17 protein-coding genes are annotated in these 18957 nt (G+C 36.2%); 10 read left to right on the forward strand and 7 right to left on the reverse strand.

All coding sequences use genetic code 11. The annotated features are described in order from the left end of the window. Window positions 1–200: 200 nt before the first annotated feature. The 3 genes from ACTB0X_RS02320 to ACTB0X_RS02330 form a co-directional block, all read right to left on the reverse strand. Entirely contained in the window at window positions 201–1796 is a 1596-nt protein-coding gene (locus ACTB0X_RS02320) for an arylsulfotransferase family protein (protein ID WP_463023368.1), read from the reverse strand. A 93-nt stretch (window positions 1797–1889) separates the two neighbouring features. Then, entirely contained in the window at window positions 1890–3299 is a 1410-nt protein-coding gene (locus ACTB0X_RS02325; RefSeq protein ID WP_463023369.1) for an SGNH/GDSL hydrolase family protein, read from the reverse strand. A gap of 12 nt (window positions 3300–3311) precedes the next feature. Next, complete coding sequence (locus ACTB0X_RS02330) at window positions 3312–4523, reverse strand: OmpP1/FadL family transporter (protein ID WP_463023370.1); 1212 nt, start codon at window positions 4521–4523, stop codon at window positions 3312–3314. A gap of 123 nt (window positions 4524–4646) precedes the next feature. Here ACTB0X_RS02330 and ACTB0X_RS02335 point away from each other — a divergent pair, with 123 nt between their 5' ends. After that, on the forward strand, window positions 4647–6491 hold the full coding sequence (locus ACTB0X_RS02335; protein WP_463023371.1) for a 2-oxoacid:acceptor oxidoreductase subunit alpha: 1845 nt from the start codon (window positions 4647–4649) through the stop codon (window positions 6489–6491). 12 nt (window positions 6492–6503) lie between these two features. Beyond that, window positions 6504–7538: a 2-oxoacid:ferredoxin oxidoreductase subunit beta gene (locus tag ACTB0X_RS02340; protein WP_463023372.1), complete on the forward strand. Its 1035-nt coding sequence runs from the start codon at window positions 6504–6506 to the stop codon at window positions 7536–7538. On the opposite strand, the gene ACTB0X_RS02345 is transcribed toward ACTB0X_RS02340, so the two are convergent. The 4 genes from ACTB0X_RS02345 to ACTB0X_RS02360 are packed head-to-tail and all read right to left on the reverse strand — an operon-like array spanning window position 7535 to window position 12915. Further along, a complete protein-coding gene (locus ACTB0X_RS02345; RefSeq protein WP_463023373.1) occupies window positions 7535–8260 on the reverse strand; it encodes a hypothetical protein in 726 nt (241 codons plus the stop codon). The two genes, ACTB0X_RS02340 and ACTB0X_RS02345, sit on opposite strands and share 4 nt — an antisense overlap. After that, on the reverse strand, window positions 8257–10530 hold the full coding sequence (locus ACTB0X_RS02350; protein ID WP_463023374.1) for a M48 family metallopeptidase: 2274 nt from the start codon (window positions 10528–10530) through the stop codon (window positions 8257–8259). Before ACTB0X_RS02350 ends, ACTB0X_RS02345 begins: the two co-directional genes overlap by 4 nt. Window positions 10531–10539: 9 nt before the next feature. Next, window positions 10540–12168 (reverse strand): NAD+ synthase, encoded by a 1629-nt coding sequence (locus ACTB0X_RS02355; protein ID WP_463023375.1) that lies wholly within the window; start codon window positions 12166–12168, stop codon window positions 10540–10542. 42 nt (window positions 12169–12210) lie between these two features. Further along, window positions 12211–12915 (reverse strand): porin family protein, encoded by a 705-nt coding sequence (locus tag ACTB0X_RS02360; RefSeq protein WP_463023376.1) that lies wholly within the window; start codon window positions 12913–12915, stop codon window positions 12211–12213. Between the two features lie 48 nt (window positions 12916–12963). Between ACTB0X_RS02360 and gldB the strand changes: the two genes are divergently transcribed. The 8 genes from gldB to ACTB0X_RS02400 all read left to right on the forward strand — a co-directional run bounded on the left by gldB (window position 12964) and on the right by ACTB0X_RS02400 (window position 18859). Continuing rightward, a complete protein-coding gene (gene gldB, locus ACTB0X_RS02365; protein WP_463023377.1) occupies window positions 12964–13995 on the forward strand; it encodes a gliding motility lipoprotein GldB in 1032 nt (343 codons plus the stop codon). 3 nt (window positions 13996–13998) lie between these two features. Then, window positions 13999–14346, forward strand: a complete 348-nt coding sequence (gene gldC / locus ACTB0X_RS02370; protein ID WP_463023378.1) for a gliding motility protein GldC — start codon at window positions 13999–14001, stop codon at window positions 14344–14346. 70 nt (window positions 14347–14416) lie between these two features. Next, window positions 14417–15292: a cell division protein FtsX gene (locus ACTB0X_RS02375; RefSeq protein ID WP_463023379.1), complete on the forward strand. Its 876-nt coding sequence runs from the start codon at window positions 14417–14419 to the stop codon at window positions 15290–15292. Between the two features lie 5 nt (window positions 15293–15297). After that, window positions 15298–15531 carry a DUF3098 domain-containing protein gene (locus ACTB0X_RS02380; protein WP_463023380.1) on the forward strand — a complete coding sequence of 78 codons (234 nt, stop codon included), beginning with the start codon at window positions 15298–15300 and terminating at the stop codon, window positions 15529–15531. Between the two features lie 17 nt (window positions 15532–15548). Beyond that, complete coding sequence (locus tag ACTB0X_RS02385) at window positions 15549–16373, forward strand: undecaprenyl-diphosphate phosphatase (protein WP_463023381.1); 825 nt, start codon at window positions 15549–15551, stop codon at window positions 16371–16373. A 3-nt stretch (window positions 16374–16376) separates the two neighbouring features. After that, complete coding sequence (gene truB, locus ACTB0X_RS02390) at window positions 16377–17066, forward strand: tRNA pseudouridine(55) synthase TruB (protein WP_463023382.1); 690 nt, start codon at window positions 16377–16379, stop codon at window positions 17064–17066. 74 nt (window positions 17067–17140) lie between these two features. Further along, entirely contained in the window at window positions 17141–18187 is a 1047-nt protein-coding gene (gene queA, locus ACTB0X_RS02395; protein ID WP_463023383.1) for a tRNA preQ1(34) S-adenosylmethionine ribosyltransferase-isomerase QueA, read from the forward strand. 3 nt (window positions 18188–18190) lie between these two features. After that, the gene (locus ACTB0X_RS02400; RefSeq protein WP_463023384.1) at window positions 18191–18859 is read left to right on the forward strand and encodes a 2-C-methyl-D-erythritol 4-phosphate cytidylyltransferase; all 669 of its coding nucleotides are present in this window, start codon (window positions 18191–18193) and stop codon (window positions 18857–18859) included. The last annotated feature ends 98 nt before the right edge of the window (window positions 18860–18957 follow it).

Consider the following 18957-nt stretch of genomic DNA (forward strand, 5'->3'; position numbering starts at 1 on the left):
TTAATAGTTCAATGTCATCGTATTTGTAATCTATCTGACCATTAAATCCTCTTATTGAAACCAATCGAAAAATCTCTGTGATAATCGAGATTGTAGCTGAAAATATATGTTAAAGAATTGCGTACTAAAGCTTCGATGAAAATAGAATTCGAGAAGTAATGTTCTTCTATATAGGGGGGTAGGTTCTTTATGGAACCCTTCTACTGAACCAATATCTTGTTGGTTATTAGACCTTTTTTAGTTTCTGTCTTAATAAAATATATTCCTGGCCTTAAGTTAGTATTGATTTGATTCCCATTTACATTGTAGTTCGTGTAAATTAATCGGCCATTTATATCTATAATCACAACTGAATGAATTCTAAGTGGTGTGTTGAAATTGATCTGACCATTTAACACTGGGTTAGTTATTGAAAGCACTTCATTCAAATTCTGGTTACTTAAACCTATTATGGTGCATGAATCAGAAGTTGTATTTATATTTTCAATTGTACTATTGATAGTTAAGGTAACTCCATTAAATCCAGTGTAATTCGTTGGATACTTTTCTGCTCTAAAAATTGAATTCTGAACACCTGAAGGGTCGGTGTATTGGTTTAATATGGTTGTTGTGACAGGGTTTTTATACACCCAAACTAACCTACCCGATTTAGTAATTTCTGAAATTTGTCCGGTGCTTGTTTCACAGATTAATAAATTGCCGTTTGGCAGGGATTGTACTCCTGATTTTTTAGACTCTTTGATGGGGTTACCAAGAATGGAATCACCCCAAGAATAAATGGCGCTATTCGGCAAAAATGCACCATTATTCACTTGATAAGTGCCATTAACAATAATAGGTTCGATTAGATCCAAAGTGCTGTTGCCATTGATGGTGTCTCCGTTGTTATTAAACACGGAAATTTTTCCATAGTCTAAATACCCGTTTTGAACCCATTTGGCATCATGTTGAAAAAATAATTTTCGATTACTAGAGGTTCCTTGATTATAAACTTGTGGATTTCCCCATCTCCATAAAAAGTCTCCCCCCTTATTTGAGTTTCCTCCTGAATGCCCTTTTGCTTCTATAGCAGAAGTGCTATGGTCTATTACATAAATTTCACTTAGTGCTCTTGCTGATATAATTATTTGATCTAATGCACTGTTATAATCGATGGCATTGGCGTGTGTAAAATCAAATTCGTCTGTGTTCCCATAATTAATATCAAGCAATTCCGGATGGTTGCTAACTGTCCCAAAATTATTTTGAGCTGGATTTTTATCTTGAATTAAATGCTCAGAAAATCGCCACTCCCATACCAATTCAGCACTATCAGAACCGATTGGACTGAGTTCAACAATTCGATCTAATTTGATGCCAGTAGAATTCAAGGCGCTATCTTTTCCTAATAGTAAGGTTAAAGAATCATTGAAAATGTCAGAAAGTAAACACAAAACATTGCCATTTGGCAATGGTTCAATATCGTGGTGTTGTAAATAGCCATTTGCATTCATAGCATAAGACCAAACAAGATTGTTATTCCAATCTTTAATGGCAATTGAATCACGACCTGCCCTTAATAAGTTGCCATTTTCTAAGAGATAACAAGTTGCTCCCGGCTTTTCATTAAAAGTCCAGTGATTAATTGCTAATCCGCAGTTATTAATTAAATAGGCATCGTTGTTTTGTTCTGGTGTAAATAAAGTGTATCCATTTTCAACTCCTTTTTCTTTCAACAATAACCCAATAGTGGGGGCTTGAGAAAAACAAAGGTGAGAGGAAATAAAGATTACAATAAGGGATAAAAAAAGCCGCATATCATATTTGTTATGGACTAAAATTAAGTAATAAATATAAAAGCCGCAATCTAATATTAGATTGCGGCTTTTATATTTTGTTCTTGTAATTAATTACTGATTTGGGTAATCATTTACATTTGCTCTTGGAATGTTTGCATTGTATGAGCTATTGATAGCCTCAATAAAAGTATTTGCAATAAGAACATACCCTCTCGTTGTTGGGTGAACCCCATCATAAGAAAATGCTCCGCCTCTTGCAAATTCCGTAGTAAATTTGGTTCCGTTAAATTTTAAACCTGTTTCCACTTCCTTCAACTTCGCATTGGCATCAACATAAGCTAATCCTTTTGCAGTAGCAATTGACTTTATTGTTGCATTATAACCTGCAACAGCAGTGTTGATTTTGTCAATTTCTGATTGCATTAATACATATTTACCTGGCATTGGGACTTGAGTTCCATATCCAAAACACTTTATAGAGTCTGAAGGTGTCACAAGAGTAAGTAATTCTCCTTCTTTCATTTGTCTATAAAATGGTAATCCGCTTCCTGTTAGGTCGGTCAGGTTGGTATCTACTATTACCATGTAGTTATCACCTACACTAAATTTAATCTTTCTTTTATCTGCTTCTGCTTTAAAAGCAGAGTTTTGACTTACAACTTGATCAAGTCCTCCATTGTATGGTGCATATGCTGCATTTGCAGAGTCTGCTTGACTTTGTCTTCTGATGGGAATAACTTTAGCTGGAACCGTATTAAAGTATGGGATAGAAGTAATTCCAGGAATATTAGCAACAGCACCTTTTGCTCCATTCTTCATTAATGAATCTACTGCAGCAGCATATAAGAATGAGAAAGTAGCTTGGTCAGTAATTGATGCTCCGCCTTCTTCTCCTCCACTTGTAGAATATCCGAGAACATCGTTATTTCCTATCCAAAGGGTAAAGAATGTTGCATTTACAGACATGGCATGATTTAACATTGTCTGACTTGAACTAGCAGCAAATCTCCCAAAATAAGGATTGCCTTGAGCGATCTGATTTGAATTCAAATGAGTCAATTTAGCACCAGGCACACCCACATTATTGTATGGGCCGTCAGAGGCAACAGAAGCGAAGCCAGAACCGGCAATAGGATATGGCGTTCCATCTAAACCTGGCGATAGGCTCACTTCACCTTTACAATCTGCTTTTGGCAACAATGCTAGAGCCGGAGTTAATACACCTAATCTATAGGCATCTACTCCTGCTCCTCTTGTTCCTGCTTCACCTGATAAAAAAGGTGTTTTAAATGCACCACCACCTACTAATGCAAACTGCTTTGCTAAAATTTCAGGCAATGAATTTTCTTGGCCTGCTAGGCTTAATGCGCTACTTTGATAACCTGCCGTTAAGGAGTTCCCTAATGCTACAGTTCTAGAAAAGTCAGCCGTCCCTTTATTAAAGTTGACGTCATCAAATTCTGGCTCACAACCCACAGCAAATACCAAGGGAAGGATATATAATAAATTTCTTTTTTTCATGATTTCTTAGTCTTAAAAGTTATAATGTAAACCAATTCCTGGGATGTATGAACGAGAGGCATATTTACCACCAAAGTTTTCTGGACTGTATGAAGACTCTCTTTCTAAACCTATAATGTAAAGGAAGGAAGCATCTATTCCAAAATTTTCTGTTACATATAAACTAGCTCCTAAAGTAAGTCCTATGTTGTCAGAGTTTGGTGTTTCAGGAGAAAAGAAGTCATCCTGTACAGGTGATTGATCGTAATAGAATCCTGCTCTCACATCTAATTTTTCTGATGCAGAATACTGAGCTCCTACTCTTATGATGAATGCGTCTTCGTAATTTTTTGGATTTTTTGAATCAGGTGTTGAAGCTCTTTTAAAGTCAAAATCCAATGATTCGTATGCGCTCCATTGTACAAAGCTACCTTCTAATGATATCAATAATTTATCGTTCACTTTGTATCCAAAACCTAAAGTGGTGGTTGCAGGTAAAGGTAAAGTAGCATCAAAAGTTGTATTTGGTAAACTAGTTGCAACTCTTGAATCTACTTGAAAAGTTGCATCCCCTTCAGTTAATTCCACGTCCACTTGAGATCGGTAAGTTAAACCAATACTCAACTCTTCAGTGGCTTGAAAGTATAAACCAGTGTTAAATCCATACGCTGTCGTTGATCCTTTTAAGTTAACAGTGTTGTCATCTCCAAATGGCGCATCAATAGCTCTGTTTAATTCTACTGAACCCAATACTACATTTAATCCTGCTCCAAAACCTAACTTATCAGTCAATTTATAAGAAACTGTTGGTTGAATAAAAATGGCTTGTAGTTTAATATCTTGAATTAAATTCTTTCCACTCCAATTTTCACCCCAATCTACTGTAGATCCAAATGGGGTATAAACGGCTATCCCTGCAGATAACTTTTCATTGATTTTGTAACTGCCGTAGGCATAGAATGGCGTACCCAATGGGTTGTCCGTCCGCTCTGTTATTCCATTGGATTGGTCTTGAAAGGCCACTTTCGCTGTTATGAAAGAGGCTCCTAGTTCAGAACTGAAATCATCTTCTAAAAAGGACATTGATCCTGGATTGAAGTAGACGTTTGAAGCTCCCAGAGTTAAGGCCGTTCCGAGGTGTCCCATCCCTGTTTGTTTGTTTCCCTGTAGGTTTACTTGAAACCCTCCCGCAAACATTAACATCGGTATAGATGTTAGAAGCGGGAATAGTAATGTTTTCTTCATAGCTAGTGTTAATAATTTGAATAAATATAGAAAACTTTTTTTTAATATGCATGCATTGTAAATTTTGAAAGTTTATTTATAATTATTCTAGCTAACTTTGAGGGGTAATTTTGAACGAGTTTTATGGCTAAAGTTGTTGAAGAAAAACGAGAGGTAACCATCGTTTTTGCAGGAGATTCCGGAGATGGAATTCAGTTAACTGGTACCCAATTTACCAATACATCGGCACTGTTTGGAAACGATGTAAGCACATTCCCAAATTATCCAGCAGAAATACGTGCTCCACAGGGCACGGTTGCTGGAGTTTCGGGGTTTCAATTGCAGTTTGGGAGTGTAGAAATATACACAGCAGGAGACATTTGTGATGTGTTAGTAGCTATGAATGCTGCTGCATTCAAAGTGAACTTGCCTCGATTGAAGAAAAGTGGAACCATTATCGTTAATACTGATGGTTTTAATTCGAAAGATCTTCGGTTGGCTGGCTATGATAAAAGTCCATTGGATGATAAAAGCCTAGAGGATTATAGAACGATCCCAATTGACGTGACTAAATTAACTGCTGCGGCATTGGTTGATTCCGGATTGGGAAAGAAAGAAGTGGACCGTTCAAGAAATATGTTTGTTTTGGGCTTCTTGTATTATATGTACAACCGAGAAGTGGCACCAACAGAAAAATTCATCAGAGATAAATTTGCTAAAGCACCCCATTTAATTGATGCCAATATTAAGGTATTAAAAGCGGGTTATAACTTTGGAGATACCAGTGAGACTTTTACTTCACGTTACAATGTAAAGGCGGCCCAATTACCAAAAGGGACGTATCGAAATATAATGGGAAATCAAGCTACAGCCTTAGGTTTGGTTGCTGCTTCTGAAAAAGCTGGGTTGGATTTGTTTTATGGATCTTATCCAATTACACCTGCCTCTGATATATTGCATGAATTGTCGAAGCATAAAAACTTTGGCGTGAAAACATTTCAAGCTGAAGATGAAATTGCAGCGATTTGTTCCACAATTGGCGCTTCGTTTGGGGGTGAATTGGGTGTTACAGCTTCGTCTGGACCTGGAATCGCTCTAAAAGGCGAGGCCATAGGGTTAGGTGTAATGTTGGAAATCCCGATGGTAATTATTAATGTTCAACGGGGTGGTCCATCAACAGGTTTGCCAACAAAAACAGAGCAAGCCGATTTAATGCAAGCCATGTACGGCCGAAATGGTGAGGCTCCAATGCCTGTCATTTCAGCGAGTTCTCCATCTGATTGTTTTGATACTGCTTTTGAAGCTTGTCGAATTGCAATCGAACACATGACTCCTGTATTTTTCTTGTCGGATGGATATATTGCCAATGGTTCAGAACCATGGAAATTTCCTAATACTTCCGAATTAAAGCCAATAAAAGCGGAGTTTGCGAAAGAAAGAAAAAAAGAAGATCCTGCATTTTTACCATATAAAAGAGATGATCGATTGGTAAGACAATGGGCATTGCCTGGAACGAAAGGGTTGGAACACCGAATTGGTGGAATCGAAAAGGAATGGGATACTGGTAATATTTCATACAATCCTGAAAACCATGAGCGCATGGTGAAAGTTCGAGCTGAAAAAGTGGCTCGTATTGCTGATTTTATACCCTTACAGAAAATTGATTCTGGTGTAGAATCTGGTGAAGTTTTGGTAATTGGCTGGGGTTCTACCTATGGTGTAATCAAAACTGCACTGAAAGTGTGTTTGGAAGAAGGAATAAGCGTGGGACATGCGCACATTCGATACATTGAACCTTTCCCAAAAAATTTAGGAGAGATCATCAAAAAGTATAAAAAAGTATTGATTCCTGAAATGAATAACGGCCAATTGATAAAAATCATTAGAGATCGTTATTTAGTAGATGCCAAAGGATTGAATAAAATTAAAGGAATTCCGTTTTCTACTCCAGAAATTGTGGAAGCCATTAAGGAATTAGCGAAAGCTTAAAAAGGAATAACAATGATTACAGATACAGCAGATATAAAATTGACTCCAAAGGATTTTGTAACCGACCAAGAAGTAAGGTGGTGTCCTGGTTGTGGCGATTATTCTATTTTAAAACAGGTGCAAAGTATTCTACCTGATACTGGAGTAGACAAGGAAGACATTGTATTTATTTCTGGAATTGGATGTTCCTCTCGTTTTCCGTATTACATGGATACATTTGGAATGCATTCTATTCACGGACGTGCGACGGCAGTTGCTAGTGGATTAAAAATTGCTCGACCAGAATTAAGCGTTTGGGTGATTACTGGTGATGGAGATTCATTATCTATCGGTGGAAATCACTTGATTCATACCATTCGACGGAATTTTAACATGAATATTTTGTTGTTCAATAATGAAATTTATGGTTTAACCAAAGGGCAGTACTCTCCAACTTCTCCGGAAGGTAAAGTGACGAAGTCAACTCCAATGGGTTCGTTAGATCACCCGTTTAATCCAATGGCATTGTGTCTCGGAGCTGGCTCTACTTTTATAGCTCGGGCGATGGATCGTGATGTTAAACACTTGCGTGATGTATTGGTTCGTGCCAATGACCATGTAGGAACATCGATGTTAGAAATTTATCAGAATTGTAACGTGTTTAATGATGGGGCATTTGAAGTCTATACCGATAAAGGAAGTAAAAAAGAAGAAGCATTATTTTTGGAAGAAGGTCAACCTTTGGTTTTTGGAGAGGAAAATAACAAAGGAATAATCATTGAAAATGGACAACCCAAAGTGGTGCGATTAGATGATGGAACTTTTACTTTGGAAGACCTTTGGATTCACGATTCTAGTGATAAAAATAAAGCCTATTTATTGACTACATTTTTTGATAACACCTCCTTGGAAGGCCATTTGCCACGACCTTTTGGAGTGCTTTATGCTGAAGATCGATATCGATATGAAGAGGCCATGTATCAACAATTGGACTTGGCAGTTGAGCGCAAAGGAAAGGGGAATTTGGATAAATTGTTAAGTGGCGAAAATACTTGGACCGTAGCTTAGAACAGAAGGTATCTCACACCGATTTTGAAATTGAATAAATCGTGCAGGAATACACGTTTGTAGACTCCGATATCCTCATTGTAAGTACTATTTCCATCTTGAGTTTTTAATAATTTAATTTTTCCAAACTCTAATGGTATCATTATGGTTGCACCAGTAGAAACAATTATTTTATTAAAATAAATTCGTTGTTTCCCGATTGTATAACCGACACTAAGCAACGTATAAGGAGATTCATTTTTTGGAGGATTCAAAATGGTCGGAGATTTCAAATAGTCAGGTTGAACTAAATCGATTGTTTTAAAGTTGAATAAAAACCCTCGATAACTTCCGAAAGGGGAGATGCTGTTGGCATAGCGTCGATATTCAAACCCAATTGATTTTACCTTTAGTTCAGCGGATAGTTCATTTAAGGAACTATAGTTGTTTGGGAAATTAACAAAATCGTAATTATCATACTCCTTCCTAGTTTTGTATGTTTGATAATGAGCTAAAATAGAGGCGTGTCGATTGGTTGCATATTCTGCAGTTGCTCCTATTTGAGTATTGAATTTAAAAAAGCCAGTTCCACCATTCTTGTTGGGGTTAATTAAGGCAGGTACTGCATGAAAATTAGCTCCAATACTTAGTCTGTTTCCCATATAGCCAGGCGCTTTCTGAGAGACTCCAAGCAAAGAAATAAACGAGAAAAGAACCAATGGCAAGAGTTGTTTTAGAATCATTTGATGTAGTCTTTTTTACGTTTTACTTGAAAGAAGGTATCGTAAATCTGGCTTTGGATTAAGTCGTTATTATCTCTGGTATCATTATACCTGCTTTCTTCGATCAAAACTTCGCTCGTTTCTACATTCACCACTAAAGCGTAATAGTATGTAGCATAGTCTGGTCTAATTAAGGAAGCCAAATAAAATGGTAGTGGATATACCGAGAGTAAACTTAATGTAAATAAAGTGCCACTGAACTCTGTTTTTAAACGTGCGTTTAGCAGACCCATCCAAGCAAAATAATTGGTTCCATAGCTTTCGCTAAGTGGTTTCATAAATTGATAATTGTACGGAATGATTTTAATATTGTCATGTTCTGCTCGTTCTTCCAACCAATTGTTGCTAATTGATATTTCATTTAATCTATTGATGTCATCATTCATAGATTTTTTCTTTCCCAGAATTTCAATTTCTAAATCTAATCGTTCAGCATTTTTAGACACACTTTCCCTAAAATCTAGTTGTTTCTTCTCAGATTTTATATACTTTGTTTGGATGTCTTTTCGTTCATCAATTTTAGAATAATAAGGATCTGCCAACACAATTTTATCTGCATCCAACGAAACTCCGAATTTATATGCTTTTCTCCTTGCTTTGTTTCTAGCTTGTAATTGAGAACTATAGCTTAATTCTTTCGTGTCGTTTTTCGTTTTGTCTACTTCTGCGGTGATTTGTTTAAATATAGAATCAAATCGTACCTCAGTGATTATATCAGCGAACACGAACTGGTCAAACTGAACCTTCTCTTCCTTTTTTCGAAGTTGCCTTTTAATCTCTCTTTCTAATTTTGCTTTTTGTCTATCTGTGTAGTCAGTGGTGTCAATATTAGCATAAGGGTCTGTTAATAGGTCTTCTTGGTTTTGTAATAAGATTTCTGCGATCTCTGATTTTTTTACATAATGGTCTAGTGTCATTTCTTGATCGTGAATCAAAGTCCTAAAAGCATCAAGCATTATCTTTTCGGTGAATTTATTGTCTGGATATTCTTTATTTAATTTATATAAATACTCTACAGCGATTGCAGAAAGTTCCTCATCTTTTAGTCGATTGAAGAGATACAATACTTGTTGAAATTCTCCCTGTTCTTTAGAATATTTCCTTAGTACTCGCAATTGAGTTTTATTACTTTTGTAGACGGATAAACCATAAAGGAGATACCCCATGTTAGTTTTTAAGAAAACATTATCCGGATACTTTAACTGAAGTAAGTAGTTGTGGTAAAATGCCATACCATAATCTTGCTCTGAAGTGAAATTATTTAGGATTTCAAATCGACTAATTTCTCTAACGTAGTCGAACGATTTTTTTGAAACTATAAATTGAGAGTTAGAGCTACTGTCAATTAGTAACTTGTTCAATTGTTCTTTTCGTTTCTTTATGTTGGGGTGGGTGCTTTCACTGTCATCGTAATCCTCTTCCGGATCAATTGTTCGGACAGTGTCTAGCTGATAAGAATTTGGAAAAGTGTAATTTGAATGGTGTAAGAATGAAAGATCAAACTCCTTATCATCAAAAGGGTATGGGCCATATTTTAAAACTTCCATTGCAGTAATGGCTGCCTTTTTATCATAGTTGGATTGAGAAAATAATTTGAATCCCTTATTGTCCGCTTCTAATTCTAAATCTTTAGAGTAGTTACTTCTAGACAGTAATTTCTCCTTAATGCTTTGACCTTTATATTTTCCTTTTTCTTTTTTGATCTTGGAGGATTCGATGTATCCATTTAGGATATGGTTTTCTTGATAATGAATAATTTCATGAGAAAGGATGAATGCTAATTCTGCTTCGTTGTGTAGTTTTGAAATCAATCCTAAGCTTATAAAAATAGCTCCTCTTTCTGTGGTGAAGGCATTGATATAACTTGATTTTACAATGTAAAAATTTAACTTCTTTCTTAGCTCTGGGTTGTTTTTCAAGAGTTCATCGGCTACTTTGTTGACATATTTCCCTAAGGTGTCATTAAAGATAACGTCTCCACTCAACAATAACTCATCAATAGCAAAGGTAGTTTGAAGTATGAGTTCTTCTTTTGTCTTCCGCGTTCTTCGATCCTCTTTCTTAAACGTCTCTTTTCGAGTTTCGTATTTCTCGGTAGATAATTTTCTGAGCTCTATTGGAACTTCCCCTGCAGATCGAAGAGGAGTGTAATTTGAATTGAAGTCTTGACTAAAAGTAGTTTTAGTGATTAAAAAACAGACAAGTAGGAGTAGTGCAAAATTTAATTTCATTTCAAAAAATTAGAACGTGTATTTTCCAACAAGTGGCATTAACCGTCCCATTCCGAAAGCTTTTGTAGAAACTCTTAAAATTGGAGGGGCTTGAAAACGCTTGTATTCGTTAAGATTAACAAGTCTAATTATTTTTTTTGTAATTTCTGAAGTAAATCCCAAATCAATGATTGCTTTCACTCCTTTATTCTCTTCTATGTAGAGTCTTAAAATCTGATCCAGCAATTCATATTCTGGCAAAGAGTCCGTGTCTTTTTGGTCAGGTCGTAGCTCAGCAGATGGGGGTTTAGTGATTGTATTGTGGGGAATAATTTCTTTGTTTCGATTGATGTAATTGGCCAACTTAAACACTTCTGTTTTGTATACATCGCCAATCACCGAAAGGCCTCCACACATGTCCCCATAAAGCGTTCCATAGCCAACAGCCATTTCGCTTTTGTTGGAGGTGTTTAGTAAAATATTTCCAAATTTATTGGAGTAAGCCATTAATAAAGTTCCTCTAATTCTGGCTTGTAAATTTTCTTCAGTTACGTCTTCTTCTTTTCCATCAAAAGGTGTTTTTAATTCATTCTGAAAGGCATTAAAAATTGATTTTATGGGAACAATTTCGTGTGGAGAATTGAGGTTTTTACATAATGCAATTGCATCTTCTATAGAATGTTCGGATGAATACTCAGATGGCATTAGCACACTCATTACATTTTCGTTTCCCAATGCTTCCGCAGCTATTGCCAATGTTACAGCAGAATCAATTCCGCCACTTAATCCAATAAGCGCTTTGGTAAAATTTGATTTTTTAAAGTAGTCTTTTACACCCAAAACCAATGCCTGGTGTATGCGTTCTATTTCTGTTGTTCCGACGTTTGGATGCTCAACCTTATGGCTTTTCGTGTTGAATGAATTGATTTCTTCTTTGAAATAACTCATTTCTCCGATTGAATCTCCATTTGGATGAATAACGCGGGATCCACCATCAAATATTAATTCTGTTTGTGCGCCAATGTGGTTGACATAGTAAATAGGTAACTGGTATTTATTGGCATTCCACTTCAATACAGTCTCTCTTTTTTCTCGTTGAATAACAGAGAATGGAGAAGCTGCAATATTGATGATAAAATCGGCTTTGTCAAGTTCCAGCTCTTCCGTAGGAGATGCATTGTATTTCATATCTCCTTCTACATTCCACAAGTCTTCACAAATCGTAATGGCGAAGGTTTCATTTTTATAGTGTACCAATTGAGCTGAGCTACCTGATTGGAAATATCGATTTTCATCGAATACATCATAAGTAGGGAGAAGTGTTTTGTGATGAATGCTTTTTACTTCTCCATCAGCTAAAAAATAAGCTGAATTGTGAAGTGTTTTTCCTTTTTTTAGTTGACTTCTGCTAGGGCCTCCAACAATAGCAGCAATTCCTATACACTGCTTTGTAACCTCCAGAATGGCCTTTTCAGAGGTCTCAATAAATTCTTCAAACTCCAATAAATCTTTTGGCGGATACCCACAAATAGCCAATTCTGCAAAAACAATAAGATCAACCATTTCTTCTTTTGCAGAATTAATGGAGTCAATTATTTTTTTGGTGTTCTCTTCAAAGTTCCCAATGTGATAATTGAGTTGTGCTAAAGATATCTTCATGAAATAAAGTCAATTGTTGACTAAAACTTGGGGATGTATCGATTAAAAAATAATTCCAATATTTAGACCCAAGTAGTTTGAAATGGCTTTTAATTCGTCAGGATCTAATGTAGGATCAATAGGATTTCCACTTACATCTGTGTTCGTGAACTTACTAGTTTCTTTGATATAATCTTTCCCATCTTTATTAAAAAGATTGGTCACACCATTATTGAAAGTTAGACCTACAACAATTGAAGTATTTCCTGAGATATTGTATTCAGCTCCCAAGCCCATAATGATTGAACCTCTAAAAATGCTAATCTTATCACTGTATCGCTCATCAGTTGAGTTTACCCCAAGTCTCGAAAATTTTGCTTCTGAATCGTAATTAATTCCTAAGCCTACACCGAATTGTCCGTAATAAGTAATGTATCCAATTTGGTTAGTTTTCAATTTTAAACTCAATGGCACTTCTACATACTTTATTTTGTACTCAGCAGATGTAGCAATGTCTTTCATTGTTAATTTTCCACCTGTCGTAACAGATTCTACACCTGTTGAAAAAGAATATCGGTCTGAGATATTAAAGTCAGCAATTACACCATAATTGAAACCCAAAACTGCGCCATCAGCATCTACGTTTTTTGAATCAGGTTTTAACCAAGAAATGTTCGGAGTTGCTCTGAATCCAAGTTGAAAACTTGACTGAGCCATGCTGATTAGACTAAATAGAATACTAAAGGATAATAGCGTAATCTTTTTCATAATTTTGCGGATTAAGATTGGTGAATTTATATTTCAATTACAATATTAATGGCTTTTTGGTTAAAAACAGCAACAAACAAACTTCTTTCTTTCCTTTTACTTTCTTTTGTCCTGATTGGTTGCGGAGATGAGGTAAAAAGAATCGATACATCAGGAATTTCATTGGAGTTGCCCATTCATCGGTTTGATCAAGCTTTGTTTCAGGCAGGCAGTGAGGGTTTTACCGCCAATGAGGTTTCACAATTAAGGGCGGATTTTCCACACTTCTACCTCTTATTTACGCAACAAATTATGCGATTAGAAGGCCCATATGACAGTGTTACGGCTATTAACCTCACTAAATTTGTTCAAGATAAAAATGTAAGTGCACTTTACGATACTACTCAGATTGTATTTACGGAAATAAATCAGTTTGAAAATCAATTACTAGAAGGGTTTAAATATTATAAACATTACTTTCCTGAACAGCCAACCCCGAAATTAGTGAGCTTTATTTCAGGATTTAATTATGCCATGGTGGCTGATGATAGTTTATTGGCAATTGGCTTAGACATGTATTTGGGTGCTAATTCTGCTTATTATCCCCAATTGGGAATGCCACAATACCGTTTTCGGAATATGTATCCCAACCAAATTGTAGTGGATGCCATGTATTCATGGTTGACTACAGAGTATGAAGCACCCAATGGCGATAATTTATTAAAACAAATGGTGTATTATGGTAAAGTGCATTATGTGTTGAATCAATTGTTACCGGATGCAGCTTTGCATCAAAGTTTTGGATTTACAGAGGAGCAGTTGGAATGGTGTTTAGAAAACGAAGCACAAATTTGGGCCTTTATTGTAGAGCAAGAGTTGCTTTACTCAAACGACAATATGGAGATTAGGAAATTTATTGGAGAAGGGCCTTTTACGGCAGGATTTCCAGAACAAGCTCCAGCGAAATTGGGTCATTTTATCGGGTGGCAAATGGTGAAGAAGTACATGAAGTTAAAACCACAATTATCGCTGAAAGAGCTGATGGAAGAGAAAAATGCACAAGAATTATTGAATCAATCGAAATACAAACCGAATAGATAAGAGATGGCAGTAAAAACACGTTCAGAGATTAAGTTTATAATAGGAATGGATGAAAATCATGTTCCTGAAGAAATTAATTGGATGGCAGAAGGCTCGGAAAGAGCAGAAGGGCAAGAAGCAAAAGCGATGATGATTGCATTGTACGACGAAAAAGAAGAAAATACATTGCGAATTGATTTGTGGAAAAAAGACTTAGCGGTAGAAGAGATGATGAAGTTTACTTGTCAGAATATTATCACATTGGCAGACGCATTTGCAAGAGCTACTGGTGAAGAAGCTTACGCAGAAGAAATCCGAGAATTTGGAAAGTCTATCGCTGTAAAAATGGGCGTTTTAGGACCCAAAAAATAATTATTCTAGAATTCCGTTGAAAATGGGAAACATAAATTATAATTTAGCACATTAATCATTCCACTAAAGGATGTCCAAGGAAGAGAAAAAAGTTGCACGAAAAAGTATTCGAACCTCCTATATATCGACTATTATTAGCATTTCGCTGGTGTTGTTTATGTTGGGATTGTTGGGGTTGATTATTTTAAATGCGCAGAAACTTTCCAATCATGTGAAAGAAAACATTGGTTTTTCAATTTTCTTGCATGAAAATACAACTGCTGAGCAAGCTGCCAAAATTCAAGAGACTTTGAATAAGCAAGCGTATGTGAAGCGAACACAATTCATCAATAAAGACGAGGCTGCTAAATTGTTGCAACAGGATTTAGGGGAGGATTTTGTCGAGTTTTTAGGTTATAATCCGTTGTTGGCAAGTATTGATGTAAACATGAATGCTGCATATGCGCATCCGGATAGTATTGGATGGATAGAAGCTAGTTTAGCTCGAAACCCTCAAATATTGGAGGTTTCCTATCAAAAGGATTTGATTTCAGCAGTGAATGCCAATGTTAGAAAGATTGGAGTCATTTTGTTGGGCTTTAGTGTTTTGTTGTTGATTGTAGTAATAGCATTGATAAATAATACCATTCGATTGGCGATATATTCCAAAAGGTTTTTAATAAAAACAATGCAGTTGGTAGGAGCTACAGGTGGTTTTATTCGTCGTCCATTTGTTTGGAGAGGAATTGTAAATGGATTTTTTAGCGCATTGATCGCTATCGCATTATTATCAGGCGTGATTTATTCAGCGGCTCAAAATATGCCTGACATTCTAGACATCGCCGACATTCAATTGTATGGTATTTTAGGAGCAGGAGTAATTGTTTTAGGAGTGTTAATCTCTTGGATTTCAACTTCATTAGCAGTTCGTAAATTTTTAAGAATACAAAGCACAGATTTATATTAAGAGTTATGGAAAATAAGCAAGACGAATTTGCATTTGGCAAAAAGAATTATCAGTTATTAATTGCTTCAGCAGCAATTGTTATCCTTGGATATTTTTTGATGTCTGGTGGTGGAGCTGACAATCCAAATGAATTTCACTACGATGAAATTTTTAGCCCAATTAGAATAACGGTAGCTCCAATTTTGGTGTTAGTTGGTTTTGGGTTGGCAGTTTATGCAATTATGAAAAAAGCGGATTAATTCCATAAGTCATTTCCATGAGTTTTTTAGAAGCCATAATCCTTGGAATTATTCAAGGATTAACCGAGTTTTTACCAGTAAGTAGCAGTGGACATATTGAGTTGGGTAAAGCCATTTTAGATGTTCAAGTCTCCGATCCATTATTATTCTCTATTGTTGTTCATGGTGCTACAGCATTGAGTACCATCGTTGTTTTTAGAAAAACGATTGGCAATTTATTTGCTGGACTTTTTCAATTTAAATGGAACGATGAGACCCAATATTTATTCAAAATCGCCTTGTCAATGATTCCTGTTGGAATCGTTGGAATTTTATTCGAAAAACAAATCGAAGAGTTATTTGATGGAAATGTGTTTTTCGTTGGTGTAATGTTATTGATAACGGGTGTTTTATTATATTTAACTACGATTGCGAAAGAGAAGTATGGTAAAGTTACATTCAAGAATGCATTTATTGTAGGGCTGGTTCAAGCCATCGCTATTTTACCTGGTATTTCTAGATCAGGGTCTACTATTGCAGCTTCGTTATTATTGGGCATCAACAAGGAAAAAGCAGCACAATTTTCATTTTTAATGGTTTTGCCTCCGATTTTAGGAACAGTTTTGTTAAAAGTGATCAAGTTTATGGAGTTGAGCGGTGCTGAAGCTTCTGCCGATGCAGTCGTTTTGCAACCCATTTCAGGAATGGTTCTTTTGGTAGGTTTTATCGCAGCATTTGTGTCGGGACTTTTTGCTTGCCAATGGATGATAAAAATTGTGAAAAGGAGTAAGCTACAATATTTCGCATATTACTGTTTTATAGTAGGTGCAATCGCATGTATTTATACTTTTCTAGGAGCTTAGTCAATGGAGAATCCCTATATAGAAGGACAAGTTATTTTAATTGATAAACCTTTGGATTGGACCTCGTTCAATGCAGTTCAAAAGGTGAAGTATGCACTTCAGAAAAAGTATTCCCTAAAGAAGATTAAAGTGGGTCATGCCGGCACACTAGACCCTTTAGCCACTGGGTTATTGATTATTTGTACCGGGAAGAAGACGAAAACAATTGAATCCATTCAAGAGCAGAAAAAAGAATATACAGGTGTAATTACCTTAGGAGCGACAACACCCTCTTATGACTTAGAAACCGAAATTGATGCGCATTTTCCAACCGATCACATCACAAAAGAAATGATGGAAGGTGCCGCCCAATCATTCGTCGGAGAGATGGATCAAATGCCTCCTGATTTTTCTGCGAAAAAAGTAGACGGAAAACGAGCATATGACATCGCCCGAAAAGGGGAGAAGCCTGCATTGAAAACAAAATTAATTTCCATTTATTCATTTGATGTGGATACTTCGGAGTTTCCTAAGGTCAGATTTAGAATAGAATGCAGCAAAGGGACCTATATAAGATCCATTGCTTATGACTTTGGAATTGCATTGCAAAGCGGTGGGCATTTAACAGAATTGCGACGGACAAAAATTGGAGAATACAACGTAAATGATGCGATTGTAGTAGAGGAATTTTTCGATTCGTTGGAAACCATATAATAAAGAGTGGATTTAAGTTTTAATTATTAACTTTGCGCTCGCTAAAATTGACTCCATAATTAAATACGATTCATATGAAATTATCTAAGTTCAAGTTTGATTTACCTGAAGAATTATTGGCAGAGCACCCTGCAACCAATCGAGATGAGTCTCGAATGATGGTGGTTCACAGAGATACGGGTGAAATTGAGCATCGACTTTTTAAAGATGTACTTGAATATTTTGATGAAGGAGATGTTTTCATCATGAATGATACCAAGGTTTTTCCTGCTCGTTTGTATGGAAATAAAGAGAAAACTGGTGCTAAAATTGAAGTTTTCTTGCTAAGAGAATTAAATAGAGAAAGTTTATTGTGGGATGTTTTGGTTGATCCTGCTCGAAAAATCCGAATCGGAAATAAATTGTACTTTGGTGACGATGATTTAGTTGCTGAGGTAATTGACAATACGACATCAAGAGGTAGAACTTTACGTTTCTTGTTTGATGGTTCTCATGAAGAATTCAAAGCAATCGTAGATCGTTTAGGAGAAACTCCACTTCCAAAGTATATTCAAAGAGCGGTAGAGCCAGAAGATGAGGAGCGATACCAAACAGTTTATGCAAAGAATGAAGGAGCTGTTGCAGCGCCTACAGCGGGAATGCACTTTTCAAAAAACTTGTTGAAAAAGATGGAAATCAAGGGAATTGATTTCGCTTACGTAACACTACATGTTGGGTTAGGTACTTTCCGTTCAGTTGAGGTGGAAGATTTAACGAAACATAAAATGGATTCTGAGGAAGCTGAGGTAACTGAAGAAGCTGTTCAGATTGTAAATAGTGCTAAGAAGAAAAAGAAGAAAATTGTAGCTGTTGGTACCACAAGTATGCGTTCAATTGAAACGTCAGTTTCTACTGATGGATTTATGAAAGCACATAAAGGGTGGACCAATAAATTTATTTTCCCTCCATATGAATTTAGTATTGCTGATGCAATGATTACTAACTTCCATACACCAGAGTCTACATTATTAATGATGACGGCTGCTTTTGGTGGATATGACTTGATCATGAAAGCATACAAAGAAGCGATCAAAGAAAAATACAAGTTTTACAGTTATGGTGATGCCATGTTGATTATTTAATCAATGAAGCATTTTGCGATAATAGTTGCAGGAGGAAAGGGAAACCGAATGAAATCGGAACTACCCAAACAATTTATTGAAGTGGGAGGAAAACCTATTTTAATGCATACCATCGAGCAATTTTATAACGCAGACCAAACAATACAGATTATTCTTGTGCTCCCTTCGGAGCAAATACAATATTGGCAGGAACTTCGAACCACATATGGGTTTGAAGTTCCTGTTCTAGTTACTGCCGGTGGGCAAACCCGTTTTCATTCCGTAAAAAACGGATTAGCACTTATTTCAGAATCCGGTTTGGTAGCTGTTCATGATGGTGTTCGGCCATTTGTTTCAAAAGAGACAATCATAAAAGGGTATGAAGTGGCCAGTAAGGCGAAATCAGCTATCCCTGTGGTGCAATTGGTAGATTCTATACGATTAGTTAAAGGAGAAAATAATAAGGCGGTAAATCGTTCCGAATATCGTTTGGTACAAACGCCACAAGTGTTTGATGTTGATTTATTGCATTCTGCATACGAGCAATCTTTTTCTGATTCTTTTACCGATGATGCTTCTGTTGTGGAGGCAAATGGTCACACAGTTTCTTTGTTTGAAGGGAACCCTGAAAACATCAAAATCACTACTCCTTTTGATTTAATGGTGGCTGAAGTTTTGGTTGGTGACTATTGAAGAATAGTTCGGAATTGCCTATGTTTACAGCTCTATGATTGCAAACTAAGTGAGTGGCCGCAAGCCGATTTTGCTGTTTCTAATTGGATACATTGTTC

The organism is Acidiluteibacter sp. (assembly GCF_055129545.1).

Excerpts from the sequence above, each read along its gene's own strand:
- ACTB0X_RS02345 (WP_463023373.1), bottom strand. The coding sequence starts at position 8,260 with ATGATTCTAAAACAACTCTTGCCATTGGTTCTTTTCTCGTTTATTTCT.
- ACTB0X_RS02325 (WP_463023369.1), bottom strand. The coding sequence starts at position 3,299 with ATGAAAAAAAGAAATTTATTATATATCCTTCCCTTGGTATTTGCTGTG.
- queA (WP_463023383.1), top strand. The coding sequence starts at position 17,141 with ATGAAATTATCTAAGTTCAAGTTTGATTTACCTGAAGAATTATTGGCA.
- ACTB0X_RS02335 (WP_463023371.1), top strand. The coding sequence starts at position 4,647 with ATGGCTAAAGTTGTTGAAGAAAAACGAGAGGTAACCATCGTTTTTGCA.
- gldC (WP_463023378.1), top strand. The coding sequence starts at position 13,999 with ATGGCAGTAAAAACACGTTCAGAGATTAAGTTTATAATAGGAATGGAT.
- ACTB0X_RS02320 (WP_463023368.1), bottom strand. The coding sequence starts at position 1,796 with ATGCGGCTTTTTTTATCCCTTATTGTAATCTTTATTTCCTCTCACCTT.
- ACTB0X_RS02380 (WP_463023380.1), top strand. The coding sequence starts at position 15,298 with ATGGAAAATAAGCAAGACGAATTTGCATTTGGCAAAAAGAATTATCAG.
- ACTB0X_RS02340 (WP_463023372.1), top strand. The coding sequence starts at position 6,504 with ATGATTACAGATACAGCAGATATAAAATTGACTCCAAAGGATTTTGTA.
- ACTB0X_RS02375 (WP_463023379.1), top strand. The coding sequence starts at position 14,417 with ATGTCCAAGGAAGAGAAAAAAGTTGCACGAAAAAGTATTCGAACCTCC.
- gldB (WP_463023377.1), top strand. The coding sequence starts at position 12,964 with ATGGCTTTTTGGTTAAAAACAGCAACAAACAAACTTCTTTCTTTCCTT.
- ACTB0X_RS02360 (WP_463023376.1), bottom strand. The coding sequence starts at position 12,915 with ATGAAAAAGATTACGCTATTATCCTTTAGTATTCTATTTAGTCTAATC.
- ACTB0X_RS02350 (WP_463023374.1), bottom strand. The coding sequence starts at position 10,530 with ATGAAATTAAATTTTGCACTACTCCTACTTGTCTGTTTTTTAATCACT.
- ACTB0X_RS02385 (WP_463023381.1), top strand. The coding sequence starts at position 15,549 with ATGAGTTTTTTAGAAGCCATAATCCTTGGAATTATTCAAGGATTAACC.
- ACTB0X_RS02330 (WP_463023370.1), bottom strand. The coding sequence starts at position 4,523 with ATGAAGAAAACATTACTATTCCCGCTTCTAACATCTATACCGATGTTA.
- ACTB0X_RS02400 (WP_463023384.1), top strand. The coding sequence starts at position 18,191 with ATGAAGCATTTTGCGATAATAGTTGCAGGAGGAAAGGGAAACCGAATG.
- ACTB0X_RS02355 (WP_463023375.1), bottom strand. The coding sequence starts at position 12,168 with ATGAAGATATCTTTAGCACAACTCAATTATCACATTGGGAACTTTGAA.
- truB (WP_463023382.1), top strand. The coding sequence starts at position 16,377 with ATGGAGAATCCCTATATAGAAGGACAAGTTATTTTAATTGATAAACCT.